At 61.2% G+C, this 19,029-nt stretch carries 22 protein-coding genes; 16 read left to right on the top strand and 6 right to left on the bottom strand.

All coding sequences use genetic code 11. The annotated features are described in order from the left end of the window. Positions 1–70: 70 nt before the first annotated feature. From PIGHUM_RS04885 to PIGHUM_RS04840, 10 genes are all read left to right on the top strand, one after another. Positions 71–703, top strand: a complete 633-nt coding sequence (locus tag PIGHUM_RS04885; RefSeq protein ID WP_124078210.1) for a LysR family transcriptional regulator — start codon at positions 71–73, stop codon at positions 701–703. A gap of 105 nt (positions 704–808) precedes the next feature. Further along, positions 809–3,070, top strand: a complete 2,262-nt coding sequence (locus PIGHUM_RS04880) for a xanthine dehydrogenase family protein molybdopterin-binding subunit (RefSeq protein ID WP_281279051.1) — start codon at positions 809–811, stop codon at positions 3,068–3,070. Positions 3,071–3,134: 64 nt separating this feature from the next. Then, complete coding sequence (locus PIGHUM_RS04875; protein ID WP_124078207.1) at positions 3,135–4,211, top strand: 2,5-dihydroxypyridine 5,6-dioxygenase NicX family protein; 1,077 nt, start codon at positions 3,135–3,137, stop codon at positions 4,209–4,211. Continuing rightward, on the top strand, positions 4,208–4,888 hold the full coding sequence (locus PIGHUM_RS04870; RefSeq protein WP_124078204.1) for an isochorismatase family protein: 681 nt from the start codon (positions 4,208–4,210) through the stop codon (positions 4,886–4,888). The genes PIGHUM_RS04875 and PIGHUM_RS04870 overlap by 4 nt, the downstream gene beginning before the upstream one ends. 60 nt (positions 4,889–4,948) lie before the next feature. Continuing rightward, the gene (locus PIGHUM_RS04865; protein WP_281279050.1) at positions 4,949–5,497 is read left to right on the top strand and encodes an SRPBCC family protein; all 549 of its coding nucleotides are present in this window, start codon (positions 4,949–4,951) and stop codon (positions 5,495–5,497) included. Positions 5,498–5,611: 114 nt separating this feature from the next. Continuing rightward, a complete protein-coding gene (locus PIGHUM_RS04860) occupies positions 5,612–6,634 on the top strand; it encodes a Bug family tripartite tricarboxylate transporter substrate binding protein (protein ID WP_124078200.1) in 1,023 nt (340 codons plus the stop codon). Between the two features lie 87 nt (positions 6,635–6,721). Beyond that, complete coding sequence (locus PIGHUM_RS04855) at positions 6,722–7,276, top strand: carboxymuconolactone decarboxylase family protein (RefSeq protein WP_160142167.1); 555 nt, start codon at positions 6,722–6,724, stop codon at positions 7,274–7,276. An 8-nt stretch (positions 7,277–7,284) separates the two neighbouring features. After that, entirely contained in the window at positions 7,285–7,833 is a 549-nt protein-coding gene (locus PIGHUM_RS04850; RefSeq protein WP_124078196.1) for a carboxymuconolactone decarboxylase family protein, read from the top strand. A gap of 95 nt (positions 7,834–7,928) precedes the next feature. After that, positions 7,929–8,738: an alpha/beta fold hydrolase gene (locus PIGHUM_RS04845; RefSeq protein WP_124078193.1), complete on the top strand. Its 810-nt coding sequence runs from the start codon at positions 7,929–7,931 to the stop codon at positions 8,736–8,738. A gap of 98 nt (positions 8,739–8,836) precedes the next feature. Further along, positions 8,837–9,100, top strand: a complete 264-nt coding sequence (locus PIGHUM_RS04840) for an alpha/beta hydrolase (protein WP_124078191.1) — start codon at positions 8,837–8,839, stop codon at positions 9,098–9,100. Positions 9,101–9,257: 157 nt separating this feature from the next. Here PIGHUM_RS04840 and PIGHUM_RS04835 read toward each other — a convergent pair whose 3' ends face one another. From PIGHUM_RS04835 to PIGHUM_RS04820, 4 genes are read right to left on the bottom strand one after another with little or no spacing between them, the layout of a single operon-like run. Continuing rightward, positions 9,258–10,034: a 1,6-dihydroxycyclohexa-2,4-diene-1-carboxylate dehydrogenase gene (locus tag PIGHUM_RS04835; protein ID WP_124078189.1), complete on the bottom strand. Its 777-nt coding sequence runs from the start codon at positions 10,032–10,034 to the stop codon at positions 9,258–9,260. 11 nt (positions 10,035–10,045) lie between these two features. Then, positions 10,046–11,017, bottom strand: a complete 972-nt coding sequence (locus tag PIGHUM_RS04830) for a Bug family tripartite tricarboxylate transporter substrate binding protein (RefSeq protein ID WP_124078187.1) — start codon at positions 11,015–11,017, stop codon at positions 10,046–10,048. Positions 11,018–11,067: 50 nt separating this feature from the next. Further along, positions 11,068–11,550 (bottom strand): aromatic-ring-hydroxylating dioxygenase subunit beta, encoded by a 483-nt coding sequence (locus tag PIGHUM_RS04825; RefSeq protein ID WP_124078185.1) that lies wholly within the window; start codon positions 11,548–11,550, stop codon positions 11,068–11,070. Then, positions 11,547–12,737 carry an aromatic ring-hydroxylating oxygenase subunit alpha gene (locus PIGHUM_RS04820; protein WP_222929218.1) on the bottom strand — a complete coding sequence of 397 codons (1,191 nt, stop codon included), beginning with the start codon at positions 12,735–12,737 and terminating at the stop codon, positions 11,547–11,549. Before PIGHUM_RS04820 ends, PIGHUM_RS04825 begins: the two co-directional genes overlap by 4 nt. Before the next feature lie 217 nt (positions 12,738–12,954). Here PIGHUM_RS04820 and PIGHUM_RS04815 point away from each other — a divergent pair, with 217 nt between their 5' ends. The 4 genes from PIGHUM_RS04815 (at position 12,955) to PIGHUM_RS04800 (ending at position 15,912) form a co-directional block, all read left to right on the top strand. Next, positions 12,955–13,620: a GntR family transcriptional regulator gene (locus PIGHUM_RS04815; RefSeq protein ID WP_160142166.1), complete on the top strand. Its 666-nt coding sequence runs from the start codon at positions 12,955–12,957 to the stop codon at positions 13,618–13,620. A gap of 152 nt (positions 13,621–13,772) precedes the next feature. Beyond that, positions 13,773–14,621 (top strand): DODA-type extradiol aromatic ring-opening family dioxygenase, encoded by an 849-nt coding sequence (locus tag PIGHUM_RS04810; RefSeq protein ID WP_160142165.1) that lies wholly within the window; start codon positions 13,773–13,775, stop codon positions 14,619–14,621. Further along, on the top strand, positions 14,621–15,067 hold the full coding sequence (locus PIGHUM_RS04805) for a carboxymuconolactone decarboxylase family protein (RefSeq protein ID WP_124078179.1): 447 nt from the start codon (positions 14,621–14,623) through the stop codon (positions 15,065–15,067). Before PIGHUM_RS04810 ends, PIGHUM_RS04805 begins: the two co-directional genes overlap by 1 nt. Next, on the top strand, positions 15,064–15,912 hold the full coding sequence (locus PIGHUM_RS04800) for an alpha/beta fold hydrolase (RefSeq protein ID WP_124078177.1): 849 nt from the start codon (positions 15,064–15,066) through the stop codon (positions 15,910–15,912). The genes PIGHUM_RS04805 and PIGHUM_RS04800 overlap by 4 nt, the downstream gene beginning before the upstream one ends. Positions 15,913–16,007: 95 nt before the next feature. On the opposite strand, the gene PIGHUM_RS04795 is transcribed toward PIGHUM_RS04800, so the two are convergent. Continuing rightward, a complete protein-coding gene (locus PIGHUM_RS04795; protein ID WP_124078175.1) occupies positions 16,008–16,805 on the bottom strand; it encodes an exodeoxyribonuclease III in 798 nt (265 codons plus the stop codon). A gap of 60 nt (positions 16,806–16,865) precedes the next feature. Between PIGHUM_RS04795 and PIGHUM_RS04790 the strand changes: the two genes are divergently transcribed. After that, positions 16,866–17,222, top strand: a complete 357-nt coding sequence (locus PIGHUM_RS04790) for a type II toxin-antitoxin system VapC family toxin (protein ID WP_246012901.1) — start codon at positions 16,866–16,868, stop codon at positions 17,220–17,222. A gap of 86 nt (positions 17,223–17,308) precedes the next feature. Here the strand turns inward: PIGHUM_RS04790 and PIGHUM_RS04785 are convergent, their stop codons facing one another. Further along, positions 17,309–17,809, bottom strand: coding sequence for a MarR family winged helix-turn-helix transcriptional regulator (locus PIGHUM_RS04785; protein ID WP_246012900.1), 501 nt, complete (start codon positions 17,807–17,809; stop codon positions 17,309–17,311). Positions 17,810–18,027: 218 nt separating this feature from the next. On the opposite strand from PIGHUM_RS04785, the gene PIGHUM_RS04780 reads away from it, so the two are divergent. Beyond that, positions 18,028–19,014, top strand: a complete 987-nt coding sequence (locus tag PIGHUM_RS04780; RefSeq protein ID WP_124078169.1) for a Bug family tripartite tricarboxylate transporter substrate binding protein — start codon at positions 18,028–18,030, stop codon at positions 19,012–19,014. The last annotated feature ends 15 nt before the right edge of the window (positions 19,015–19,029 follow it).

Raw genomic sequence — 19,029 nt, 5'->3', positions numbered from 1 at the left:
GCAACGATAGCGGCTATCTGGCGGGGAATCAGCCCCCTTTTCGGCAAGGTATGTTGCACAGGAGGCAACGATGAACGATCTTGGCGGCCGGAGCGGTGAGCTGCTCGTATTCGTCTCCATTGTTGAAGCAGGCGGCGTCTCGGCCGGAGCACGCGCGCTCGGACTCGTCCCTTCGACGGCATCCCGGATGCTCAAGCGCTTCGAAGAGCGCGTAGGCGCAAGGCTGATCGTGCGCGAAGGGCGCGTGTTCCGGCTGACTCGGGAGGGACAGTCCTGTTACAGCGGCGCCAGGCGCATCCTGGTTGCCGCGCCGGCCTATCTCAAGCGGCCGGGCGCGCCGAAGCATCCGAGCGAGCTGGAAGCGCATTCGTGCCTGCGGCTACGCACGTCCGACAGGAATGCGCCGTGGTTGTTTCTCGACGGCCATGCGCCGCTGGAGATTTCCCCGCACGGCTCGATCGTCGTGGATAACGGCGAGGCTCTCGTGCAGCTGGCGATCGCGGGGTTCGGCATCGCTCAGGTCGGCCGGTTCCATGTCGCGGACCAGCTCGCGTCCGGTGCGCTGGTTTCCGTTCTCGACGACTACCGATCATCCGAAAGCGAAATCATCCAGGCCGTGTTCGCCGGCCGCCCCTCGGTCCCCGGCAGGGTGCGGGCCTTTATCGACTTCTTCACAGAGAACATCGGCGCAAGGCGCCGGTAGCTCGACGAGAACCGGCGGCGGGATCGGGGCGCTGGTGCCGCATCCTCGAACAGCCCCAGCCCGGTACCGCCGTCCTCGAACAACTCCGCCCGGCGCTACCCCTGGCTGGCGCTCGCTGCCGCATCCGGCCAGCTTCCAGTCGTAGTCCAAACCCATCCGCGGCGGCAATCCCAACACTTCTCGTCCTTCCATGGCAGCCGCACGGCTGCTCGGAGTCCTATCGGTGTTTTCGCAGTTCTCGGTCCTGAAGAACTCAGGGGCCGGTTGAAGCCGATTCCCATGTCGGAATTCACGCGGTTGCGGGGTCAAGAGAGATTCTTGCAGCAACCGCTTGCTCTGGACCGCACGGTCTATGTCGGCGAGCCAATTGCGATCGTGCTCGCAGAGTCGAGATACCTGGCCGAGGATGCGGCCGGTCTCGTGGAGGTCGACTACGAGTATCAGGATCCGGTCGTGGACGCAGCCACGGCTCTGAAGGGAGAGCGCTTGGTCCATCCGGGCGTCGGAACGAACGTGGCCAGCCAGGACGTTGTACGGAAGGGTGACGTCGAGGCTGCGTTCGCTCGCGCGGCCTACACGCGCAGGGAGACCTTCTACGTGCATCGTCACACGGCGGCGCCGATGGAAACCCGGGGGCTGGTCGCGGAGTGGGAAGAGCAGTCCGGCCGGATGCGGGTCTGGGGGGCCACCAAGCTGACCTTCAGAAATCGCGAGGTTCTCGCCGGAATGCTCGACATGCCGGAAACCGACGTCGAAATGATCGAAGTCGATGTCGGCGGCGGGTTCGGCGTCCGGGGGGAGTTTTACCCGGAAGACTTCCTGGTCCCGTTCGCCGCGAGATGGTGCGGCCGTCCGGTGAAGTGGATCGAAGATCGCGCCGAACATCTGGTCGCGACCAATCATTCCCGGGAGATGCAATGCAGCCTGGAGATCGCGGTCGACAAGGACGGCTTCATTCTTGCGTTGCGCGGTGACGTAATGGTGGATCTTGGCGCATATGCCCGGCCCAATGGAGGCGTTGCGCCAGGCAAGGGCCTGCAGTTCATGTGCGGTCCCTATCAAATCGAGAACGCCGAGTTCGAGCTTCGGACCTTGGTGACGAACAAGACCCCGTTCGGGTCGTACCGGGGGCCGGGGCGCTATGAGTCCAGCTATTTCCGCGAGCGCATTGTGGATCTGGCCGCCAGCGATCTGGGTATCGATCCGGCGGCGTTCAGAATGCGCAATCTCATCCGGCCAGACCAGATGCCGTGGAATGCCGGGGCCATGGTTCCCGGTGGTCCTGTTGCCCACTATGACACCGGCGACTATCCCCGCGTCATGCAGCAGTCTCTCGACGAGTTTGCATATGACTCGCTGATGCCGGTGCGCGGCAAGAAGGTCGATGGTCGGCTCCATGGCGTGGGCATCGGCTGCTTTGTCGAATCCAGTGGCGGCGGCCCGAGCGAGTCGGCCCGGCTGGTCGTGACCGGGAATGGCCGAGTGCATTTGTACACGGGAACGTCGTCCATGGGGCAAGGGCACGAGACGGTTTACGCCCAGATTCTGGCAGACGAACTTGGCGTGCCGATGGATGCCATCGACGTCTTCCACGGATCCACCACCTACGTAAAGAAGGGTTGGGGAACCTATCACAGCCGGTCGGCGGTCATGGGGGGAAGCGCCATCGTCCTTGCGAGCCGCACGCTGCGCGATCAGGTGGCCGGTCTGATTTCTCGCCGGCAGGGTCTCGATCCGGAGTCTCTCAGGTGGAAGGCGGGTGCGCTTGTCGAGGCGAACGAAGGTGGCAAGCAGATCCTTGCGTCGCTGCTGGACCTCGGCGTTTCCGCGGTCTCGGATCCGGAGATGCAACTGGCGCTCGAGGCGGATTCGATCTATTCCAGTAATGAGCTGACTTACACGTTCGGCGTTCAGCTCGCTCACGTGGCGGTGGATCCCGAGACCGCCGTTGTCGAGGTGCTTCGATTCCTGACGGTAGAAGATGTCGGCCGAGTGCTCAACCCGTCGGTGGTGCATGGGCAGACAATCGGGGCGGCGGTCCAGGGCTTGGGCGGTACCTTGCTGGATCATCTGGTTTATGACGAGAACGGGCAACTTCTGACAGGAAGTTTCGCCGATTACCTCCTGCCGACCGCCACCGATTTTCCGTGTGTGGAAGCCATCAGCCTGGAACAGTCGCCCGCATTGAACAATCCGCTGGGTGTGAAAGGGGCTGGCGAGGGGGGTATCGCCGCCGTGGCGGGGGCCGTTGCGAACGCTGTCGAAGACGCACTGCGGTCCTTGGGTGTATGCATCCGGGATCTGCCGCTGTCGCCCGACAAGGTATCCGCCCTCATTCGGGAAGCATCTTCCCGTCACATGCATTGATTCTTGCTGCTCAGGCGTCTTCGTGTCCCAAGACTGCGGCAGGCACAACGATTTCAGGAGGTGAATGGTGTCGGATTTGAGCGTGGATGCCGAGGCTCTGGCCATATTCGAAGAGCAGATGCGCTTGTGCAAGGTCAAGCCGGGCGAAACAGTGGTGATACTGAATGCGCCCGGCGAATTGGTCGGCCATGTCAATGCGCTCATGCTGGCGGTCACCCGGCTTGGGGCAAAGGCGATGCACCTGAGCGTGCCGCGCGCGCATGCGGTGGCCACGGCGGTGATGGGGCGCCACCCCTTGGTGGGGCACGAATTGGCCATCGATACCTGCAAGCAGGCCGATATGGTCGTCGATCTGATGGGACTCCTGTTCTCCGCCGAGCAACTCGACATCCAGGCGGCGGGGACGCGGATTCTCCGCATCGCGGAGCCCCTGCACATCCTCAAGCAGATGGCGCCGACGACCGATCTACGCCGGCGGTGCGAACTGGCGCGCGATCTCATGTTGAGGTCGAAGCGCATGCGTATTACGTCGAAGCACGGGACGGACGTCAGCTATGGGCTTTCGCAACACACCGTGATCGCCGAGTACGGCTATACCGACGAGCCGGGCAGGTGGGACCACTTCCCGTCGGGTTTCGTCTTCACCCAGGGAAACGATGGCCAAGTCAACGGCAAGGTGGTGCTGGCTCCGGGAGACATCATCTGCGCGTTCAAGCGGTACGTCGAATCGCCGGTGACTTTCACTATCGAGAACGGCTACATCACGCGCATCAGCGGAGAGGGGAGCGGCGCCGAGCTGATCCGCGGCTATATCGAAAGCTTCGATGATCCAAGGGGGTTCGCCATTGCGCACATAGGTTTCGGCCTGAATGAGCGCGCCAGGTGGGATCAGTTCGCGGCATCGAAGGATCTTAGCAAGGAGTACATCATGAATGCACTTTCCTTCTATGGAAACGTGCTGTTCTCCACGGGACCGAATTCCGAGTTCGGGGGCGACAACGATACGCCCTGCCATATGGATTTGCCGATGCGCGGCTGCAGCCTGTGGCTCGATGACACCCAGATCCTGGATGAAGGGCGTGTAGTCCTGCCCGGGCTGCGGGCGCCGGCCGACCAGGCCATGCACGGGAGCAAATCATGAGCCGGCCTTGGAGCGGACTGCTCTCGGAAGCGGATCTTGAGATCTACGAGGCCGCCGGGTTCGGCCGGACGACGGGGCTGGGAAAACGTCCCGCGCTGCTTGTCATCGATGTCCAGTATCGCACCAGCGGCTCGGCCGACGTGCCCATCCTGGAAGCAATGAAGGAATATCGCACAGCGTGCGGCACGCACGCCTGGGCGGCCATTCCTCACATCGCCGAACTGGTCCGGGCGTTCCGCGCCAGGTCGTTTCCCGTGATCTATCCGCACGTCGCCAGGAAGACTGGGCACGACGTGGGGGGGCTGGCCTCGAAAATGCCAGCGCTGCTCGAGGTCGATGCGCGGGGTTACGAAATCGTTCAGGAAGTTGCCCCCGAACCAGGAGAGCTGCTGCTCTCCAAGGTCCACGCGAGCGCGTTTGCCGGTACGCCGCTGGCTGGCTACCTCGTGCATCTGGGGGTCGACTCGCTGGTCGTGACCGGATGCTCGACCAGCGGTTGCGTGCGTGCGACCGTGGTCGACGCCTCCTTTTTGAACTATCGGGTCGCCGTCCCGCATGACGCTGTCTTCGACCGGATCCAGGTATCGCATGCGATGAACCTGTTCGACATGGCAAGCAAATACGCCGACGTCCTGGCTACGCGAGATTTGATCGCCGGGCTCGATGCGGCCGACTGAAGGAACACCGCCGGATTCCGTTCGGAACAAGGCGGCAATACAGGGAGAAGCGAAGTGCAGATGGTTGGGGAGAGGCAGCTGCCCGTGCCGCGTGAAGTGGTCTGGGCCGCGTTGAACGATGTCGACGTGCTCAAGGCATGCGTGCCGGGATGCGAGAGTATCAATGAAGTCGGCGAAAGGAAATACGAGGTCGTGATGCAGGCCGCGATCGGCCCGATCAAGGCCAGGTTCAAGGGCACGATGCAAATTTCCGATGCGGTGGCCCCGAAGGGTTACTCGTTGGCGTTCGAGGGAGCGGGGGGCGCGGCGGGCTTCGCGCGTGGCGGGGCGCACGTCGATCTGGCGGAGATCGATACGAACAACACCTTGCTGCAGTACCGCAGCGAAGCGACCGTCGGCGGCAAGCTCGCTCAGATCGGCGCGCGTCTCGTCGACTCGGCTGCCCGCGTGATGGCCGACCGGTTCTTCGACGCATTTGTCAAAGCGCTTCAAGATGCAGGGGCTTCGGAAGAGGGGGTGGATTCGTCCAATGACGATCGATCGACAAAGGCCCAAGTCTCCGGCTTTCGAGGAATGCTTCGGCGGCTGAAAGGAGGCGATCCATCCTGAGCGAGATGGCGTTCGGCGTAGAACAGTGCAGCGATGAAAGGCAGGAGTCTTCTTTAGCGCACACGCGCTGTTGGTTTTGACAGTTGATCGTTGCTGGGTGGCGGGAGAATTTGAATGGAGCATGCGATGTTCGAAGAATATGTGGCGGAAGGCGCGACGCGGACGCGCCTGGCGAGCAGGCTTATGGGGGGGCTTTTGGTGCTAGGCTGCTTGCTGGCCCCCGCCAGTGCTGGTGCGCAGAACTATCCGAATCGAGCCTTGAAGTTGATCGTGACCAGCAGCCCCGGCGGCCCGACCGACGTGCTGGCTCGCCCCATCGCGGAAAAAGTGAGTGAGATCCTCGGCCAGCAGGTCGTGGTCGACAACGTGCCGGGGGCGAACACCATGATCGCGGCAGCGCGCACCGCGCGATCGGATCCGGACGGATATACGTTGTTCCTGGTATCGGCGTCCACCGTTTCGCTGAATCCCGCGACGCGCAAGAATCTGTCCTACAGCATGAAGGATTTCGCCCCGGTCGTGCTGGTCGCATCCAGCCGCTATGTGCTGGCCGCGCGCACCTCCTTGGGTGTGAGCAATGTTTCGGAGCTCAAGGAGCTGGCGAGGAAAAACCCCGGAAGAATCAAGTACGGGATGAGTGTCGGATCGCCGTCTCATTTCGCCGGGCTCATGCTCGGATCGGCAGCCGGGGTCGAGTTCATGCCTATCCCGTACAAAGACGTCGCGCAGGCAACCAAGGACATCCTCGTGGGCGAAGTCGACTTCGTTTTCACGCCTTTGTCGACGGTCGAGCACCTAATTGGGCAGAAGCAGGGCGTGGTCATCCTGGGCGTGACGGACGACGAGCGTATTCCGCAGCTACCTAACATTCCAACCTTGATCGAGCAGGGATACAAAGGGGTTTGGGGCGGATCCTGGTATGGAATCGTGCTGAGGTCGGGATCTCCTGCGTATGCGGTCAAGCGGCTCAATGAAGCCTTCAACCAGGCGCTCGAAGACCAGTCCGTCCGGGAACGGCTGCTGCGCGCCGGTTTCAAGGTCTATGGCGGCACGCCCGAGCAATTGGCCAAGCACATCGAGAACGAAGCGCCTGTGTACAAGAAGATTGCCCAGGAAGCCAACATCCAGCTCGACTAGGTTTCGTGCGAACCGATCGAGTGCCGATGCCGACAGATAAAAACAGGTAATGTCATGAAGAGATATCCCCCTATCGCCCCGGAGGACATGTCCTGGGAGCAGCGGCGCGTCATGCGCGCCGTATCGGAGCGCCGCAAGCCCTCCGTGTCCTCGCAAGGAGGCGTTTCCGGGCCGTTCGTTCCGCTGGTCTATGTGCCGGGGATCCTGGATCGTCTCCAGTACCTGGGCGAGTACTGCCGTTTCAATACGTCGTTCTCGCCAAAGCTGCGTGAACTGGCCATCATCATCACGGCCAGGCACGTGGCGGCGCAGCTCGAGTTCCATGTGCATGCGATGGAAGCCAGGGAGTTCGGGCTTGCGCAAGAGGTTATCGACGCAGTGGCTGAACGTCGCGTACCGGCAGGCATGGATGACGAGGAAACGTTGGTCTATCGGTTTTGCACCGCCTTGTATGCCGAAGGCAGAGTTTCGGACGAGCTTTTCAAGCAATTCGAAGAAGCATTCGGCAAGGCCGAAGCGATCGATCTCATCGTCACCTGCGGGTATTACGCCACGCTGGGAATGGTGCTGAACGTCTCCAAAGCGTCCGCCCCTGCGTTTCTCGAGGGTTTCGAGCCGGCCTTTTCTGTTCCCAACGATTGAGAAACATCATGCGCTATCCGAATTTGACAGCCCGGGACATGACCTCCCGCCAACGCGAGGTCGCCCAGGCCATCGAGCAACGCAGTCCTGGCGGACTCGCCGGCCCTTATCAGGCGATGCTGTATTCCCCGGAAATGGCCGATCGAACTCATAGCCTGGGTGAGTTCGTCCGTTGCGGGTTGCGAATTCCCGAGCGCTTGCGGGTGCTGGCGGTTCTTGTGGCGGCGGGCAGGCATCGCGGCAGCGATGTGGAAGCATTTCTGCCGCTCAGAACAGTCAGCGAGTCGGGGCTGGAAACGGGCAAGGTCCAGGCGCTGGCGCGGCGCGAGCGGCCGCAGGGTATGCGAGACGATGAAGCGGCGGTTTATGCGTTCAGTGTAGAGCTTGCGCGCTCTGGGCGTGCCAGCGAGGAAACCTACCGCGTTCTGGTCGATCGATTGGGGCGGGAAGCTGCCCTCGAGCTTGTCGCGGTTGCCGGCTTTACCGCATTGTTCACGAACGTCCTGAACATGACGCAGACCTCGATTCCGCGGGATGGCGTCGCCGATCTCTTGTAGAAGGAGCAGGCCGAATCGAACGCAGGAAGGCTGTTGCAGTTCTCCCCGCCGTGGTGGGCGAGGCCTGCGGGGCACCTCGTTCGTCGGTGATCAATATGTCAAGTTTTCTGTATGGCGCGCATGTGCGAGCCAATGGCATCCGCCAGCACTACCTGCGTTTCGGCGGGATGGGCGCGCCGCTGATCGTGATTCCAGGAGTGGTGACCCCGGCGGCGCTGTGGCAACACGTTGCCGAGAACCTCGGACGGTTTTTCGACACCTACGTACTCGACGTACGCGGGCGTGGGCTGTCCGAGAGCGGAACGCACCTCGACTATGGCCTGGATACGCGCGCCGACGATCTGGCCGCGTTCATCGAGGCCATGAAGCTCGATGGCGTCACGCTCGTGGGCCACTCCATGGGCGCGCGCATAGCCTTGCGCCTGACGCGGCGTCCCAGCCTGGCGGTACGGCGGGTGCTCCTGCTGGATCCGCCAGCGAGCGGGCCGGGAAGACGGCCGTATCCGATACCGATGGAGCGCTCGATCCGCCTAGTCGAAGCGTCGAAACGGGGCGAAGGTGTCGCCTATCTGAGAGCTCCCGGTGTCGCGCCCTGGCCGGAGCCGTTGTTGCTTCAGCGCGCAGAATGGGTGGCGACCTGCGATACGCGGGCCGTGGAAGCGGCCTATCGTGATTTCTACGAGCACGACCCTTTCGACGATCTGCGGCGCACGAGCGCGGACGTAACGCTGCTCGTGGCCGGCGGGAGCGGGGTGGTCTCGGCAGAGGATATCCAGGAGTTCCTCCGGATGAACCCGCGATTGGCTACCCATGTGATAGCGGGTGCCGCGCATCAGTTCCAAGCGGAGAACTATGGCGAATTCATGGACGCGCTTGGCGGCATGCTGGGTGTCGCGCTGATCTAGAGAAGAGCACTTCGGGGCGGTGGGTACCGCGTCCGACGGCGGTGTACTCCACGTCGCTTGTCCCCTACGGACCGAAGATACGTAATGCAGCAGTCGGTTTGACCGGCGAGCTGAAGATCGGCCCCGGCTCGGCGCGCGATCTGGAACCGGGACGTACCGGTTTTTTCGTGACTGCCGAAGATGACAAGACGGTTCCTCCGGACCGGGCCGAGGAAACCGCCGAGGCGATGGGGGTGCCGGTTGTCTTCCTCGGCCGGGATTGGGGCCTGCCGGGACACGGGCACATGTTTGTCAGCGAGCGGGAAACCGGAGAGATCGCTGCAAGGGCCGAAGTCTGGCTGGCTCGGCATTCGACGCGATAAGTTCGATGGAGAAGTTTCGCCTACTTCTTCGTCATGGTGATTTGAACGGCCATCGCGGTACTTGCACACGTCTCCATGTGCTCGCGGCAGAGATCTTGACGAAGGCGCTCGAGAAAAGCAGTGACGCTATCGCTACGGCAATCGGCCGGAACGGCCGTTATCCAACGCCTCCGCCTGCGACAAATACTGTCTGGCCGGTGATATAGCTTGACTCGTCGGCGGCCAGGTAGCAGATAGCCGAAGCTTGCTCGTCTGGGGTTCCGTACCTCTTCAAGGGAGTGCTGCTCAGGGTCTGAGCGGTCACCTCTGCTTTCCAGGTCTGCTCTTGTGCCGACAGCGGCATCGGGTTGCGTGGTGTGGCCCGTGGGCCAACATCGACGCCGCCCGGGGCTACGCAGTTGATGCGAATGCCGTGGGGCGCGAGTTCGAGAGCCAGGGACGATGTCAAAGCATGCACACCGCCTTTTGATGCGGAATAGGGCACCCGGTAGATTCCCCGCGAGGCGAACGATCCGACGTTGACGATAGCGCCGGAATTCTGCTTGAGCATCTGGGGAATGACCGCTCGGCACGACCATATCGTAGGCCATAACGAGCGGGCCACCTCCTGTTCGATTTCGTCGTCGGCGTATTCCCAGAAGGGCTTCATCCAGATCGTGCCCCCGACATTGTGCACAGAGACGTCGATCCTGTCCGTCATTTCAAGTGCCCGAGAGACCATTTCGCGCGCACCATCGGCAGTCTGAAGATCGGTGCAGATTGCACCGGCCTTCTGCCCAAACGACTCAATTTCGGCCTGGACGGATTCGCAACCTTCTCGCGCCCTGTCTACCACGATGACAAACGCGCCTTCACGCGCCAGCCGCAGGGCGACGGCGCGCCCGATACCTTGTGCGCCGCCGGTGATAATGGCTGCCTTGTTTGCAAAACGCATGTCGAATTTCCCTATTCTGCTGGAATGCCGGCCTCGCGTACGCGTTGACCCCAACTAAGCAATTGTTCGTCGACATACTTGGCAAATTGGTTGGGTGTATTCGGCGAATGTTGCATGCCGAGCGTCTGTAGCCGCGCGGTGACTTCGGGTTTGACAAGAATGCGGCTCAAGGCGTCCGACAGCTTCGATGTGATCTCGGGGGGCAACCCCGCTGGCCCGGATACGCCGATCCAGGCTGCCAGGTCATAGCCCTTCACGCCGCCTTCGAGCATCGTGGGGACCTGGGGCAAGAGAGGCGAACGTTTGTCGGAAAAGACAGTGAGAACGCGCAGCGTCCCCGCGTGCACATACGGCACCAGCACCGGCAGATCCGCCATGATGAAATCGACTTGGCCACCGATCAGATCGGTCAGGGCGGGAGGCTGCCCTTTGTACGGTACTCCCAAGGCGTCGAACCCCTCGCTTGCTGCGAAAGCTACGGACGCGACTTGCGCCGACGGCGATCCATAAGCGTAGGCGAATCGGCCTTTGGACTGTTGTGCCTGCTTGACGAATTCCGCCAGCGTCTTGATGTTCGATTTTTCGCGAACGGCCAGGGCATAGGGCATGGTGGCGATGCGAATGATCGGGGTGAAATCCTTGACGGGGTCGTAGCCAAGCTTTTTGAACAGGCTGGGATTGGCCGAATGGGTCGAATTCCCGCTGATGAATAGCGTGTAGCCATCCTTGGCAGCCCGCGCCACATACTCGGCGCCAATTCGGCCGGACGCGCCTGGACGATTTTCTACGAGGAAGCTCGCTTTCAGTTCTTCTTGCAGATTTTGAGCCACCAGGCGGGCGAGAATATCCATGGTGCTGCCGGGCGGATACGCGACAACGATGGATACGGGCCTGGACGGCCAGGCCTCGGTAGCTTGGGCCGATAGCGCAAGGCTTGCCGCGCCAACTGCCGCGAGAAGCGAAAAAGTGCGTCGTGAGATCATTGCTTTAAGTCTCCGATTTTTACTTGTCGTCAGCTTGGGGTGGTGGCTGCTCAGAGCGGATAGACCAGGTAATGCGGAAGAACGCTTGCATCCATCACGGCCTTCTTGGAAAGAAACCGGGCAGTGTTGCCCGTGACCTCGACCAGGTCATCGTAGTAGCCCGATGCCAGGATTCCGCTCTGGCCGGTCTCCTCGGGGGTATACGACGCGATGAAATTGCTGCGGACGCTGATAAGGCTTCCTTCCGCCATCGCTTTGACCCGCTGGACTATGTGGCGCGTCTGGTAATCCTGGAAGGTCCCAGCCCACACCTTCGTCACGAACGTCACCCGGTCTTCTAGTCGCGCATGGCAATCATCGAGCATCATTGCGAGTAACTGGCCCGATGTTTCCGCTTCAAGGCTCGTGCATATGTAGCTTGCCGTTGGGGTTTGCGAAAAGGTGGCCAGCCAGGCGGCCATGTCTTTTTCATCCAACGCGGCTGCGTAGCGTAGCTGGAGCTCGTCTATCGCACCGAGAATGTCGGCCGTCATTGCTCACCCTCCCGAGCAAAGCCCATGATGCGGCGGTAGTAGTCCCACTTCACTAAATTCGAGGCTTCGTCGTTCTGCTTATAGTCAAACGAAATTTCATCCTCGTCCGTAACGCCCCGCTGGAATGCCGCGACCCCGGGGGTTTGGTTGCCGATGTGAATGCGTTGGAAGACTGAGGCATCTTCCATGGATACGAAACCCGAGGGGCCGGTGAAATTGGAAGCTTGCCGTATGCGATGTCTGACCATGGCCTCGTCGTCGTCCACATGGGCGAAATAGGCGTAGTGAACTTCGGTCTTGTCGACCGAGATGGGCGTTGCGAATCGCAGATTGATGACGTCCAGGTGCTTGACGGCAACGAAGAGGGGGAACATCTTGACGACGCGCGAGCCGACCTTGGGGTCTTCGTCCCGGAACTCCAGCAACGAGGGGTCTTTCAGCAGGCTGCTTCCGCCGTCTTTGGGAATGCTGAGTTCCGATGTGGCGCCTATGTGGCCACGCAGTTTGCTGACGACCTGCGTGCCTTTGCCGCCCTGCCAGTTCAAGGCCCGAAACGCGCCGTGCAACAGCGCCGCGTGGTAGCTGTCGCTGTCGTTGTAGCCTTTCCAGTTCGAGTCGAAAACTATTTTCTGGTAGCCGAGTAATCGAAGCCGACCATCGTTTGCCATGATGGCGGCGAGCGTGTCAGAGATCTCTCCCAGATAGTCCTCCAGCGCTGGCGCTGCTTCGCTGAACGACACGAAGATCAGTCCCTTGAAGTTTGCAACGCGTGGCCGACCAAGACTGTAGCGGTTCATCGAAAAGCTGGGCGCGTAGCCTTCTGCTCGCTTGGGGCAACTGATAAGTTCTCCCGAACCATTGAATACCCAGCGGTGGTACGGGCACTCGAACAGTTTCTTGTTTCCCTTGCGCGAGGGTTCGAGCTGCGTGCCTCGATGCGTGCACGAATTGAAGAAGACCTGGATCTGGTCTGAATCGTCGCGTGTGATCAGCAAAGGAATACGCGCCAATACCACCGTCTTGAAGTCCCGACGGTTGGGGAGTTCCGATTCGTGTGCAACAGGATGCCATTCAGGCCCCTTGAAGATCTTTTCCATCTCCTGTTCGAAGAGGTCTTCTCGCACAAAAACTTCTTTGGGGATTTCGTTGACCTTTCGCGGCCAACGCACTGGGGCTTCTACCACCATGTCTTCCTCATTTGGGTATGGCGCTCTTCTGTTGCCTCGGAGTTTGAAGGGCAGTCGCAAGGAGCGTTGCGGCAAAGCTGGAGATGGACGGCTACCCGCCGGGCCACCCCCGCTACCTGCAAATTCTATGGCCAAAAAAATTTTTGTCAATAAAATTTCGATATTATTAGTCTTTGTCGTTTGTCATGGTATATTTCGACAAGCCTGGAGGGACGCTATGTCGACAAGCATCGCCAACACATTGACCGAACAACTGCGCGAAGCCATTCTCAGTGGGGCATTCGTGCCCAACAGCAAGATCCGATTGGAAGAGTTGAGCGCCAGCTATGGCGTCAGCATGAGCCCGATCCGCGAGGCGCTGCTTCGCCTCTCAGGGGAAGGCTTTGTGGTCAGCGAGGCCCAGCGGGGCTTTCGCGTGGCTGACGCCACGCCCAAGAATTTGGAAGAAGTCACCGCGCTTCGCGCTCATCTCGAGCCTTTCGCGCTCAGGCTGGCGATTGGTAATGGCGACCAGAAGTGGGAAGAGAACCTGGTCGTGACGTTTCATCGCCTGACCCGCATTGAGGAAAAAGAAGGTTACGTCCCATTCCTCGATGAATGGGAAAAGACTCATCGCGACTTTCATCTCGCGCTTCTTTCGGGGTGCGGGATGCCCATGCTGATTCAGTTCTGCAGCATGCTGCATGACCAGTCCGATCGATACCGCCGCCTGTTTCTCAAGCAGCGTCCGCCCCAGAGGAATGTTGCCCACGAACACGCATCGATCATCCAGGCAGTCATCGCACGTGACGCCGATAAAGCATGTGATTTGCTGCTCGACCATATCCGGACGACCGGTTCGACAGTGGAAACGTTCATGAGCGAAGCAGCAGGACAGCCCTGATGCGACCGCCCGAAAGACTCGGATTGCACTTTCACGTCTATCAATAGCTGGAGATCCCGATGATTGGTTTTGGACTCGCGTCTTCCCACGCGCCAGGAATGTTCTGCCCCCCAGAACTTTGGCCGAAGGTGTACGCAGCAATTCCCGATTACATGAAAGCGTCGCAGCCTCATACCGCGCAGTTGGAAACGATGGATGTCATTCGCGGTTACGTGAGTCGAATCGACGCAGCGTTCGAGGTTCTTCGCGGAAAACTGGAAGCCTATCGCCCGGACGCCGTCATTTTTGTGGGTGACGACCAGGAAGACATGTTCGATGCCCGCTGCAATCCCGCGATGTGTCTATTCACCGGGGAGGAGGTATGGGGGTCATCGGCGCCGTTTTATGTCGATCAGCCCTCGTCGGACTCTCGAATCCGCATGAAAGTCCACAGCGATCTCTCGAAATTTCTGCTGGAACGCTTGCTCGACGCCGGGTTCGACATGGCCAATACGTCCGTCATGAACCCCATGGGACCGCACCCCGAACGAGGGACTTCCCACATGATCGTCTACCCAGCCAGGCGCCTGCTTCCAAAGCTGGATGTGCCGATCATCCCGCTTTTCCTGAACTGCTATTTCCCGCCTTTGCCGAGCGCGAAACGCTGTTGGCAGCTAGGCCAGGCGCTGGCTCAAATACTTGCCGACCGACCAGAGCGCATCGCCATCTACGCCTCCGGTGGCTTGTCGCACGATCCGGTCGGCCCCCGGGCTGGGTGGATCGACGAACCGCTCGACAGATGGGTCCTGGACACTATCGCCTCGAACCGTGGCGAGCGCCTCCAGCATCTTTTCACCATGGACTCGGCTTCGATGCGCGGCGGAACGGGTGAAACACGCGCGTGGATCGTAGCTGCCGGCGCATGCGCCTGGAACGCCGAAATCGTGGAATACATTCCGGCTCACCATACGAAAACAGGGCTTGGGTTTGCTTATTGGCCCGAACGAAAAGGAGCTTTGTGATGCTGCCTCAACGAGTCAATGTCGATCTGGTGAAAGGGGCGATGGGAGAGTACGCGGACGACAGTATGTCGTTCGATGAGCGAACCAAAATATATGACGATCTCGTGGGGTTCTTGCCTCCCCGCATCGAGGCTCGCCTGCAGGTCACAGGTGCATTGGATCCAAAGACGCTGGCCATGCAGGAGGCCATACGCGAGTGGGCGATGTACCCCAGCTGCTTCGATGTCAAGACAGTTCAATTGATGCTGTTCGGGATGTTGCTTATCGAGCTGAGCGATGCGGCACTCTTGCATGGCATTGCCGCTCGCCGCGCCGGAGCCAGTTGGGAAGAAATGCAGGCCGTGGTGAATCTGACCTATCTGTTCAGAGGGCTTTCGGCAGCTAACCGAGGCGCGGAGCTTCTGGCGAATATCGCAGAACGTGAAGCAAAGGAGACGCAACAGTGAGCATAGAGAATCCGGAAATCGGTCGGCGCATCGATGTAGGCGGTATACAGACCAACTATCACGATCAAGGAAGCGGATTTCCAGTTCTGATGATTCACGGCTCGGGGCCGGGAGTGACCGGCTGGGCTAACTGGCGGCTCAGCATTCCGGCGTTTGCACAGCGCGGCAGAGTGGTCGTGCCCGATCTCGTCGGATTCGGCTATACCGATCGCGGGCCAGTTGGAAAAAGATTGGACCTTGATAGCTGGGTGGAACATCTGGTGGGTCTGCTGGATGCGCTGGACATCGAGCAGGCCGACTTGGTCGGCAACTCCTTTGGCGGCGCCTTGGCGCTTGCTGTCGCCATCCGGCACCCCGGCCGGGTGAGGAAATTGGTGCTGATGGGCAGCGTAGGGACCAGCTTTCCGATCACTCCCGGTCTGGACGCAGTCTGGGGCTATACCCCCAGCTTGGAGAACATGCGCGCCATCCTGGATATTTTTGCCTACGATCGAAGTCTCGTCAGTGACGAACTGGCAGAGCTGCGTTATCGGGCCAGTATCCGACCCGGGGTGCAAGAAGCCTATGCCGACGCATTCGGGCACGCTCCACGCCAGCGGCATCTGGAGGCGCTTGCAAGCGACGAAGCGGATATCGCAAGAATCCCCCACGAAACCTTGATCATCCATGGCCGAGAAGACAGGGTGATCCCCGTCTCGAATTCGATCAAGCTGTCGGGACTGATTCCCGATTCCCAGCTTCATCTCTATCCCCACTGCGGCCATTGGACCCAAATCGAAAAGAGGGACGATTTCAACAGGCTAGTATGCGATTTCCTTTTTAGGAGCAGAGAGGCCGGAGGCTAAGACGTTCGGACCTGTTGCTGACCTGTCGAACCAAGCATGGAAACCCTGACGATATCGCAGGCAGCCTGATCTTTCGCGTAGGCAACCGCACCGCCTCAGGCCAGCTTCCAGTCGTAGTCCACCGTCAGCGGCGCATGGTCGGAGAAGCGTTCTTCCTTGTAGACGGCTGCCCCATGCGCGGTGGCCGCGATGCCCGGCGTGGCGATCTGGTAATCGATGCGCCAGCCGACGTTCTTGGCCCAGGCCTGGCCGCGGTTGCTCCACCAGGTATAGGCCTCCTCGGTGGTCTCGGGATGCAGGCGGCGGTAGACATCCACCCAGCCGATCTCGTCGAACACCTTGCTGAGCCAGGCGCGTTCCTCGGGCAGGAAGCCGCTGTTCTTCCGGTTGCCCTTCCAGTTCTTCAGGTCGATCTCTTTGTGGGCGATGTTCCAGTCGCCGCAGACGACGAACTCGCGGCCAGTAGCGCGATGTTCGTCCATCATGCCGGCGAGCCAGGGCGCGAAGCGGTCGAGGAAGCGGTACTTGGCCTGCTGGCGTTCGTCACCGCTACTGCCGGAAGGGAGGTAGGCGCTGACCACGGTCAGGCCGGGCCAGTCGATGCGCAGGATGCGCCCTTCGGCATCGAATTCTTCCTTGTCGAAACCGCAGACCACGGCTTCGCAGGCGCGCTTCACGTAGGCGCCGACACCGCTGTAGCCTTTTTTCTGCGCCGGGAAGAAATGGCCTTCGTAGCCGGCCGGGCGGCGCATTTCCTCGGTGATGTCGGTGTCCTGGGCCTTGAGTTCCTGCAGGCAGACGACGTCGGCTTGCGAGGCTGCCAGCCAGGGGTAGAAGCCCTTGCGGGCCGCCGAACGGATGCCGTTCAGGTTGAGGGAAACGATGCGCAGCAAAACCGGGCTCCTTGCGTGAGGGGGATTGGCCGCATTTTAGGGTACCCCTGGCCCGCTGCCTTGGCGTGGCTGGCGGGGCAATCCCGAGCCGCGCTGTTCACTACCACGATCACCCGCGGAGAATTGTTCTATGGCGCTTGTCTGTTGCCGGAGGGCCAGCGCAAAACGATGTTGCTGGAAGCCATTCGGACAATTCTCGTTTTCGATTTGGCGGGGCAAGTACTTGGATTCGATGACGAGGCCGCCGATGCTTATGCGGAGATCGCTGCGTCGCGCAAAGTGGCCGGGAGGCCGATCAGCCAGTTCGATGCCATGATCGCCGCGATCGCCAAATCACGCGGAGCTAGTCTGGCAACGCGCAATGTGAAGGATTTCGCCGGCTGCGGCATCCAGGTGATCGATCCGTGGAATTGCTGACGAAGCCGTATTCGGAATGAACGGGAGCGCTGCCCCTGCCGCTCGTCAAGGCCTGCACGCATCCGGAAGCCTACGCAGCGCGGGCCCTATCCTTCTTCGTCGCGGCAGGCGCGGCGCAGCTTGTGCAGGGTGCGGAACAGCACGCGCCTTTCCTCGTCGTCCAGGACGCGGATCATGTCGGCCTGGGCGCGCTGCGCGACCGGCATGGCCCGGTCGTAGAGGGCCTGCCCCTGCCTGGAGAGCCGGCAGGTCAGGCCGCGCTTGAGCGAGGCGGCATCCACGGCGTCGAGCACCACCAGGCCGCGCGCTTCCAGTTGGCGCATCGCCCGGCTCACCAGCGACTTGTCCGTTTCGGAACGCCTGACCAGTTCGGAGAATGGCAGCGATTGCGCCTCGGCGACTACCGAGAGCATGCGCCATTCGGCCATGGTGAGCCCGAATTGGTCCGAATAAGGCAGGGTGACCACTCGCCTGAGCGAGTTGGCGGCGCGCACGACCAGCGTGGTGATGAAGTCGTCCACAGACAGGCCGGTGCCGTTCTCGTCGAGGCCGATCCATGGGCAATCGTCTGCGGAGGGATCGGGCAAGGGGATTTTCTTCTTCGTGGACATGGCGGGCGGGCGCATAGGGCCAGGGTCGGACGGCGTCTGGAGGATTATTCCACATAGGAATATTTCGAAAAAACGACGTGTTTCGACTTCTGTTTGTCAATCCGTACAATTTTACTGTTGATGCATCAACAGTAAAAGCAGAAGATCGCATTTCCTCACAGCCCTGCCCAACGGCCATCCTTCCGGAGCCACTGATGACATTCAACCGCCGCCAGATCCTCGCCGCCGCCGCGGCGCTCGCCTGCTGTGCCGGCGTGGGCGCCGCCCACGCCGCAGGCGCCTACCCGTCCAAGCCGATTATGGTCATCGTGTCCTATCCGCCCGGCGGAGAGACGGACGCCATCGCCCGCCTGTTCGCCGACAAACTCGGCGAACGGCTCAAGAGCACCGTGATCGTCGAGAACAAGGGCGGCGCGGGCGGCACGGTGGGCAACGCCTATGTGGGCCGCGCGGCGCCGGACGGCTATACGCTGCTGTTCACGCCCAATCCTTTCACCACCGCTCCCATGGTGCTGGGCCTCGCGCCGGCCCAGAGCTACGACGTGCTCAACGGCTTCGAGCCCGTTATCGAGACCGCCACGCAGCCGCTGGTCCTGGTGGCCAATCCCAAGACCGGCTTCAAGTCCATCAAGGACATGATCGACGCGGTGCGTGCCGGCAAGACGGTCTCCTACGCCAGCCCCGGCGCTGGCTCGCCCATGCACGTGATCGCCGAGTGGCTCAACCGCGAGGCCAAGGTGTCCATCCAGCACGTGCCGTACCGGGGCGTCGGCCCGTCGGTGACCGACGTGGTCGCCGGCCACGTCGATACGGCCTGGGTCACGCTGGGGCCGGTGACGCAATATTTCGCGGCCGGCCGCCTGGTGCCGCTGGCCATCGGCGACGCCAAGCGCTCGCCGCTGACGCCCAAGGTTCCCACCCTGGTCGAGGCCGGTTACAAGGACATCGTGGTCGGCGCCTGGAATGGCTTCTTCGCGCCCAAGGGCACGCCCGCCGAGGTGGTCAAGCTGCTCAACACCCACCTCAATGCCATCCTGAAGGATGCCGAGGTCGTGGAAAAACTCGCGACCTACGGCGCCTTCCCGCATGGCGGCGCCCCCTCTGAACTGGCCGACGCCAACGCCCGCGAATACGAAGTGGTCGGCGGCATCATCCAGTCTCTCGGCATCAAGGCGCAATGACCGCCGGGAAGCGAG

Source organism: Pigmentiphaga humi, assembly GCF_900606115.1.
GTDB classification, from domain to species: domain Bacteria; phylum Pseudomonadota; class Gammaproteobacteria; order Burkholderiales; family Burkholderiaceae_B; genus Pigmentiphaga; species Pigmentiphaga humi.
The sequence above is the reverse complement of the archived record's forward strand: the minus strand, read 5'-3'. Positions and strand labels throughout refer to the sequence as shown.

Coding starts and splice junctions, on each gene's coding strand:
- PIGHUM_RS04885 (WP_124078210.1), top strand. CDS start 71: ATGAACGATCTTGGCGGCCGGAGCGGTGAGCTGCTCGTATTCGTCTCC.
- PIGHUM_RS04875 (WP_124078207.1), top strand. CDS start 3,135: ATGGTGTCGGATTTGAGCGTGGATGCCGAGGCTCTGGCCATATTCGAA.
- PIGHUM_RS04870 (WP_124078204.1), top strand. CDS start 4,208: ATGAGCCGGCCTTGGAGCGGACTGCTCTCGGAAGCGGATCTTGAGATC.
- PIGHUM_RS04865 (WP_281279050.1), top strand. CDS start 4,949: ATGGTTGGGGAGAGGCAGCTGCCCGTGCCGCGTGAAGTGGTCTGGGCC.
- PIGHUM_RS04860 (WP_124078200.1), top strand. CDS start 5,612: ATGGAGCATGCGATGTTCGAAGAATATGTGGCGGAAGGCGCGACGCGG.
- PIGHUM_RS04855 (WP_160142167.1), top strand. CDS start 6,722: ATGTCCTGGGAGCAGCGGCGCGTCATGCGCGCCGTATCGGAGCGCCGC.
- PIGHUM_RS04850 (WP_124078196.1), top strand. CDS start 7,285: ATGCGCTATCCGAATTTGACAGCCCGGGACATGACCTCCCGCCAACGC.
- PIGHUM_RS04845 (WP_124078193.1), top strand. CDS start 7,929: ATGTCAAGTTTTCTGTATGGCGCGCATGTGCGAGCCAATGGCATCCGC.
- PIGHUM_RS04835 (WP_124078189.1), bottom strand. CDS start 10,034: ATGCGTTTTGCAAACAAGGCAGCCATTATCACCGGCGGCGCACAAGGT.
- PIGHUM_RS04830 (WP_124078187.1), bottom strand. CDS start 11,017: ATGATCTCACGACGCACTTTTTCGCTTCTCGCGGCAGTTGGCGCGGCA.
- PIGHUM_RS04825 (WP_124078185.1), bottom strand. CDS start 11,550: ATGACGGCCGACATTCTCGGTGCGATAGACGAGCTCCAGCTACGCTAC.
- PIGHUM_RS04820 (WP_222929218.1), bottom strand. CDS start 12,737: ATGGTGGTAGAAGCCCCAGTGCGTTGGCCGCGAAAGGTCAACGAAATC.
- PIGHUM_RS04815 (WP_160142166.1), top strand. CDS start 12,955: ATGTCGACAAGCATCGCCAACACATTGACCGAACAACTGCGCGAAGCC.
- PIGHUM_RS04810 (WP_160142165.1), top strand. CDS start 13,773: ATGAAAGCGTCGCAGCCTCATACCGCGCAGTTGGAAACGATGGATGTC.
- PIGHUM_RS04805 (WP_124078179.1), top strand. CDS start 14,621: ATGCTGCCTCAACGAGTCAATGTCGATCTGGTGAAAGGGGCGATGGGA.
- PIGHUM_RS04780 (WP_124078169.1), top strand. CDS start 18,028: ATGACATTCAACCGCCGCCAGATCCTCGCCGCCGCCGCGGCGCTCGCC.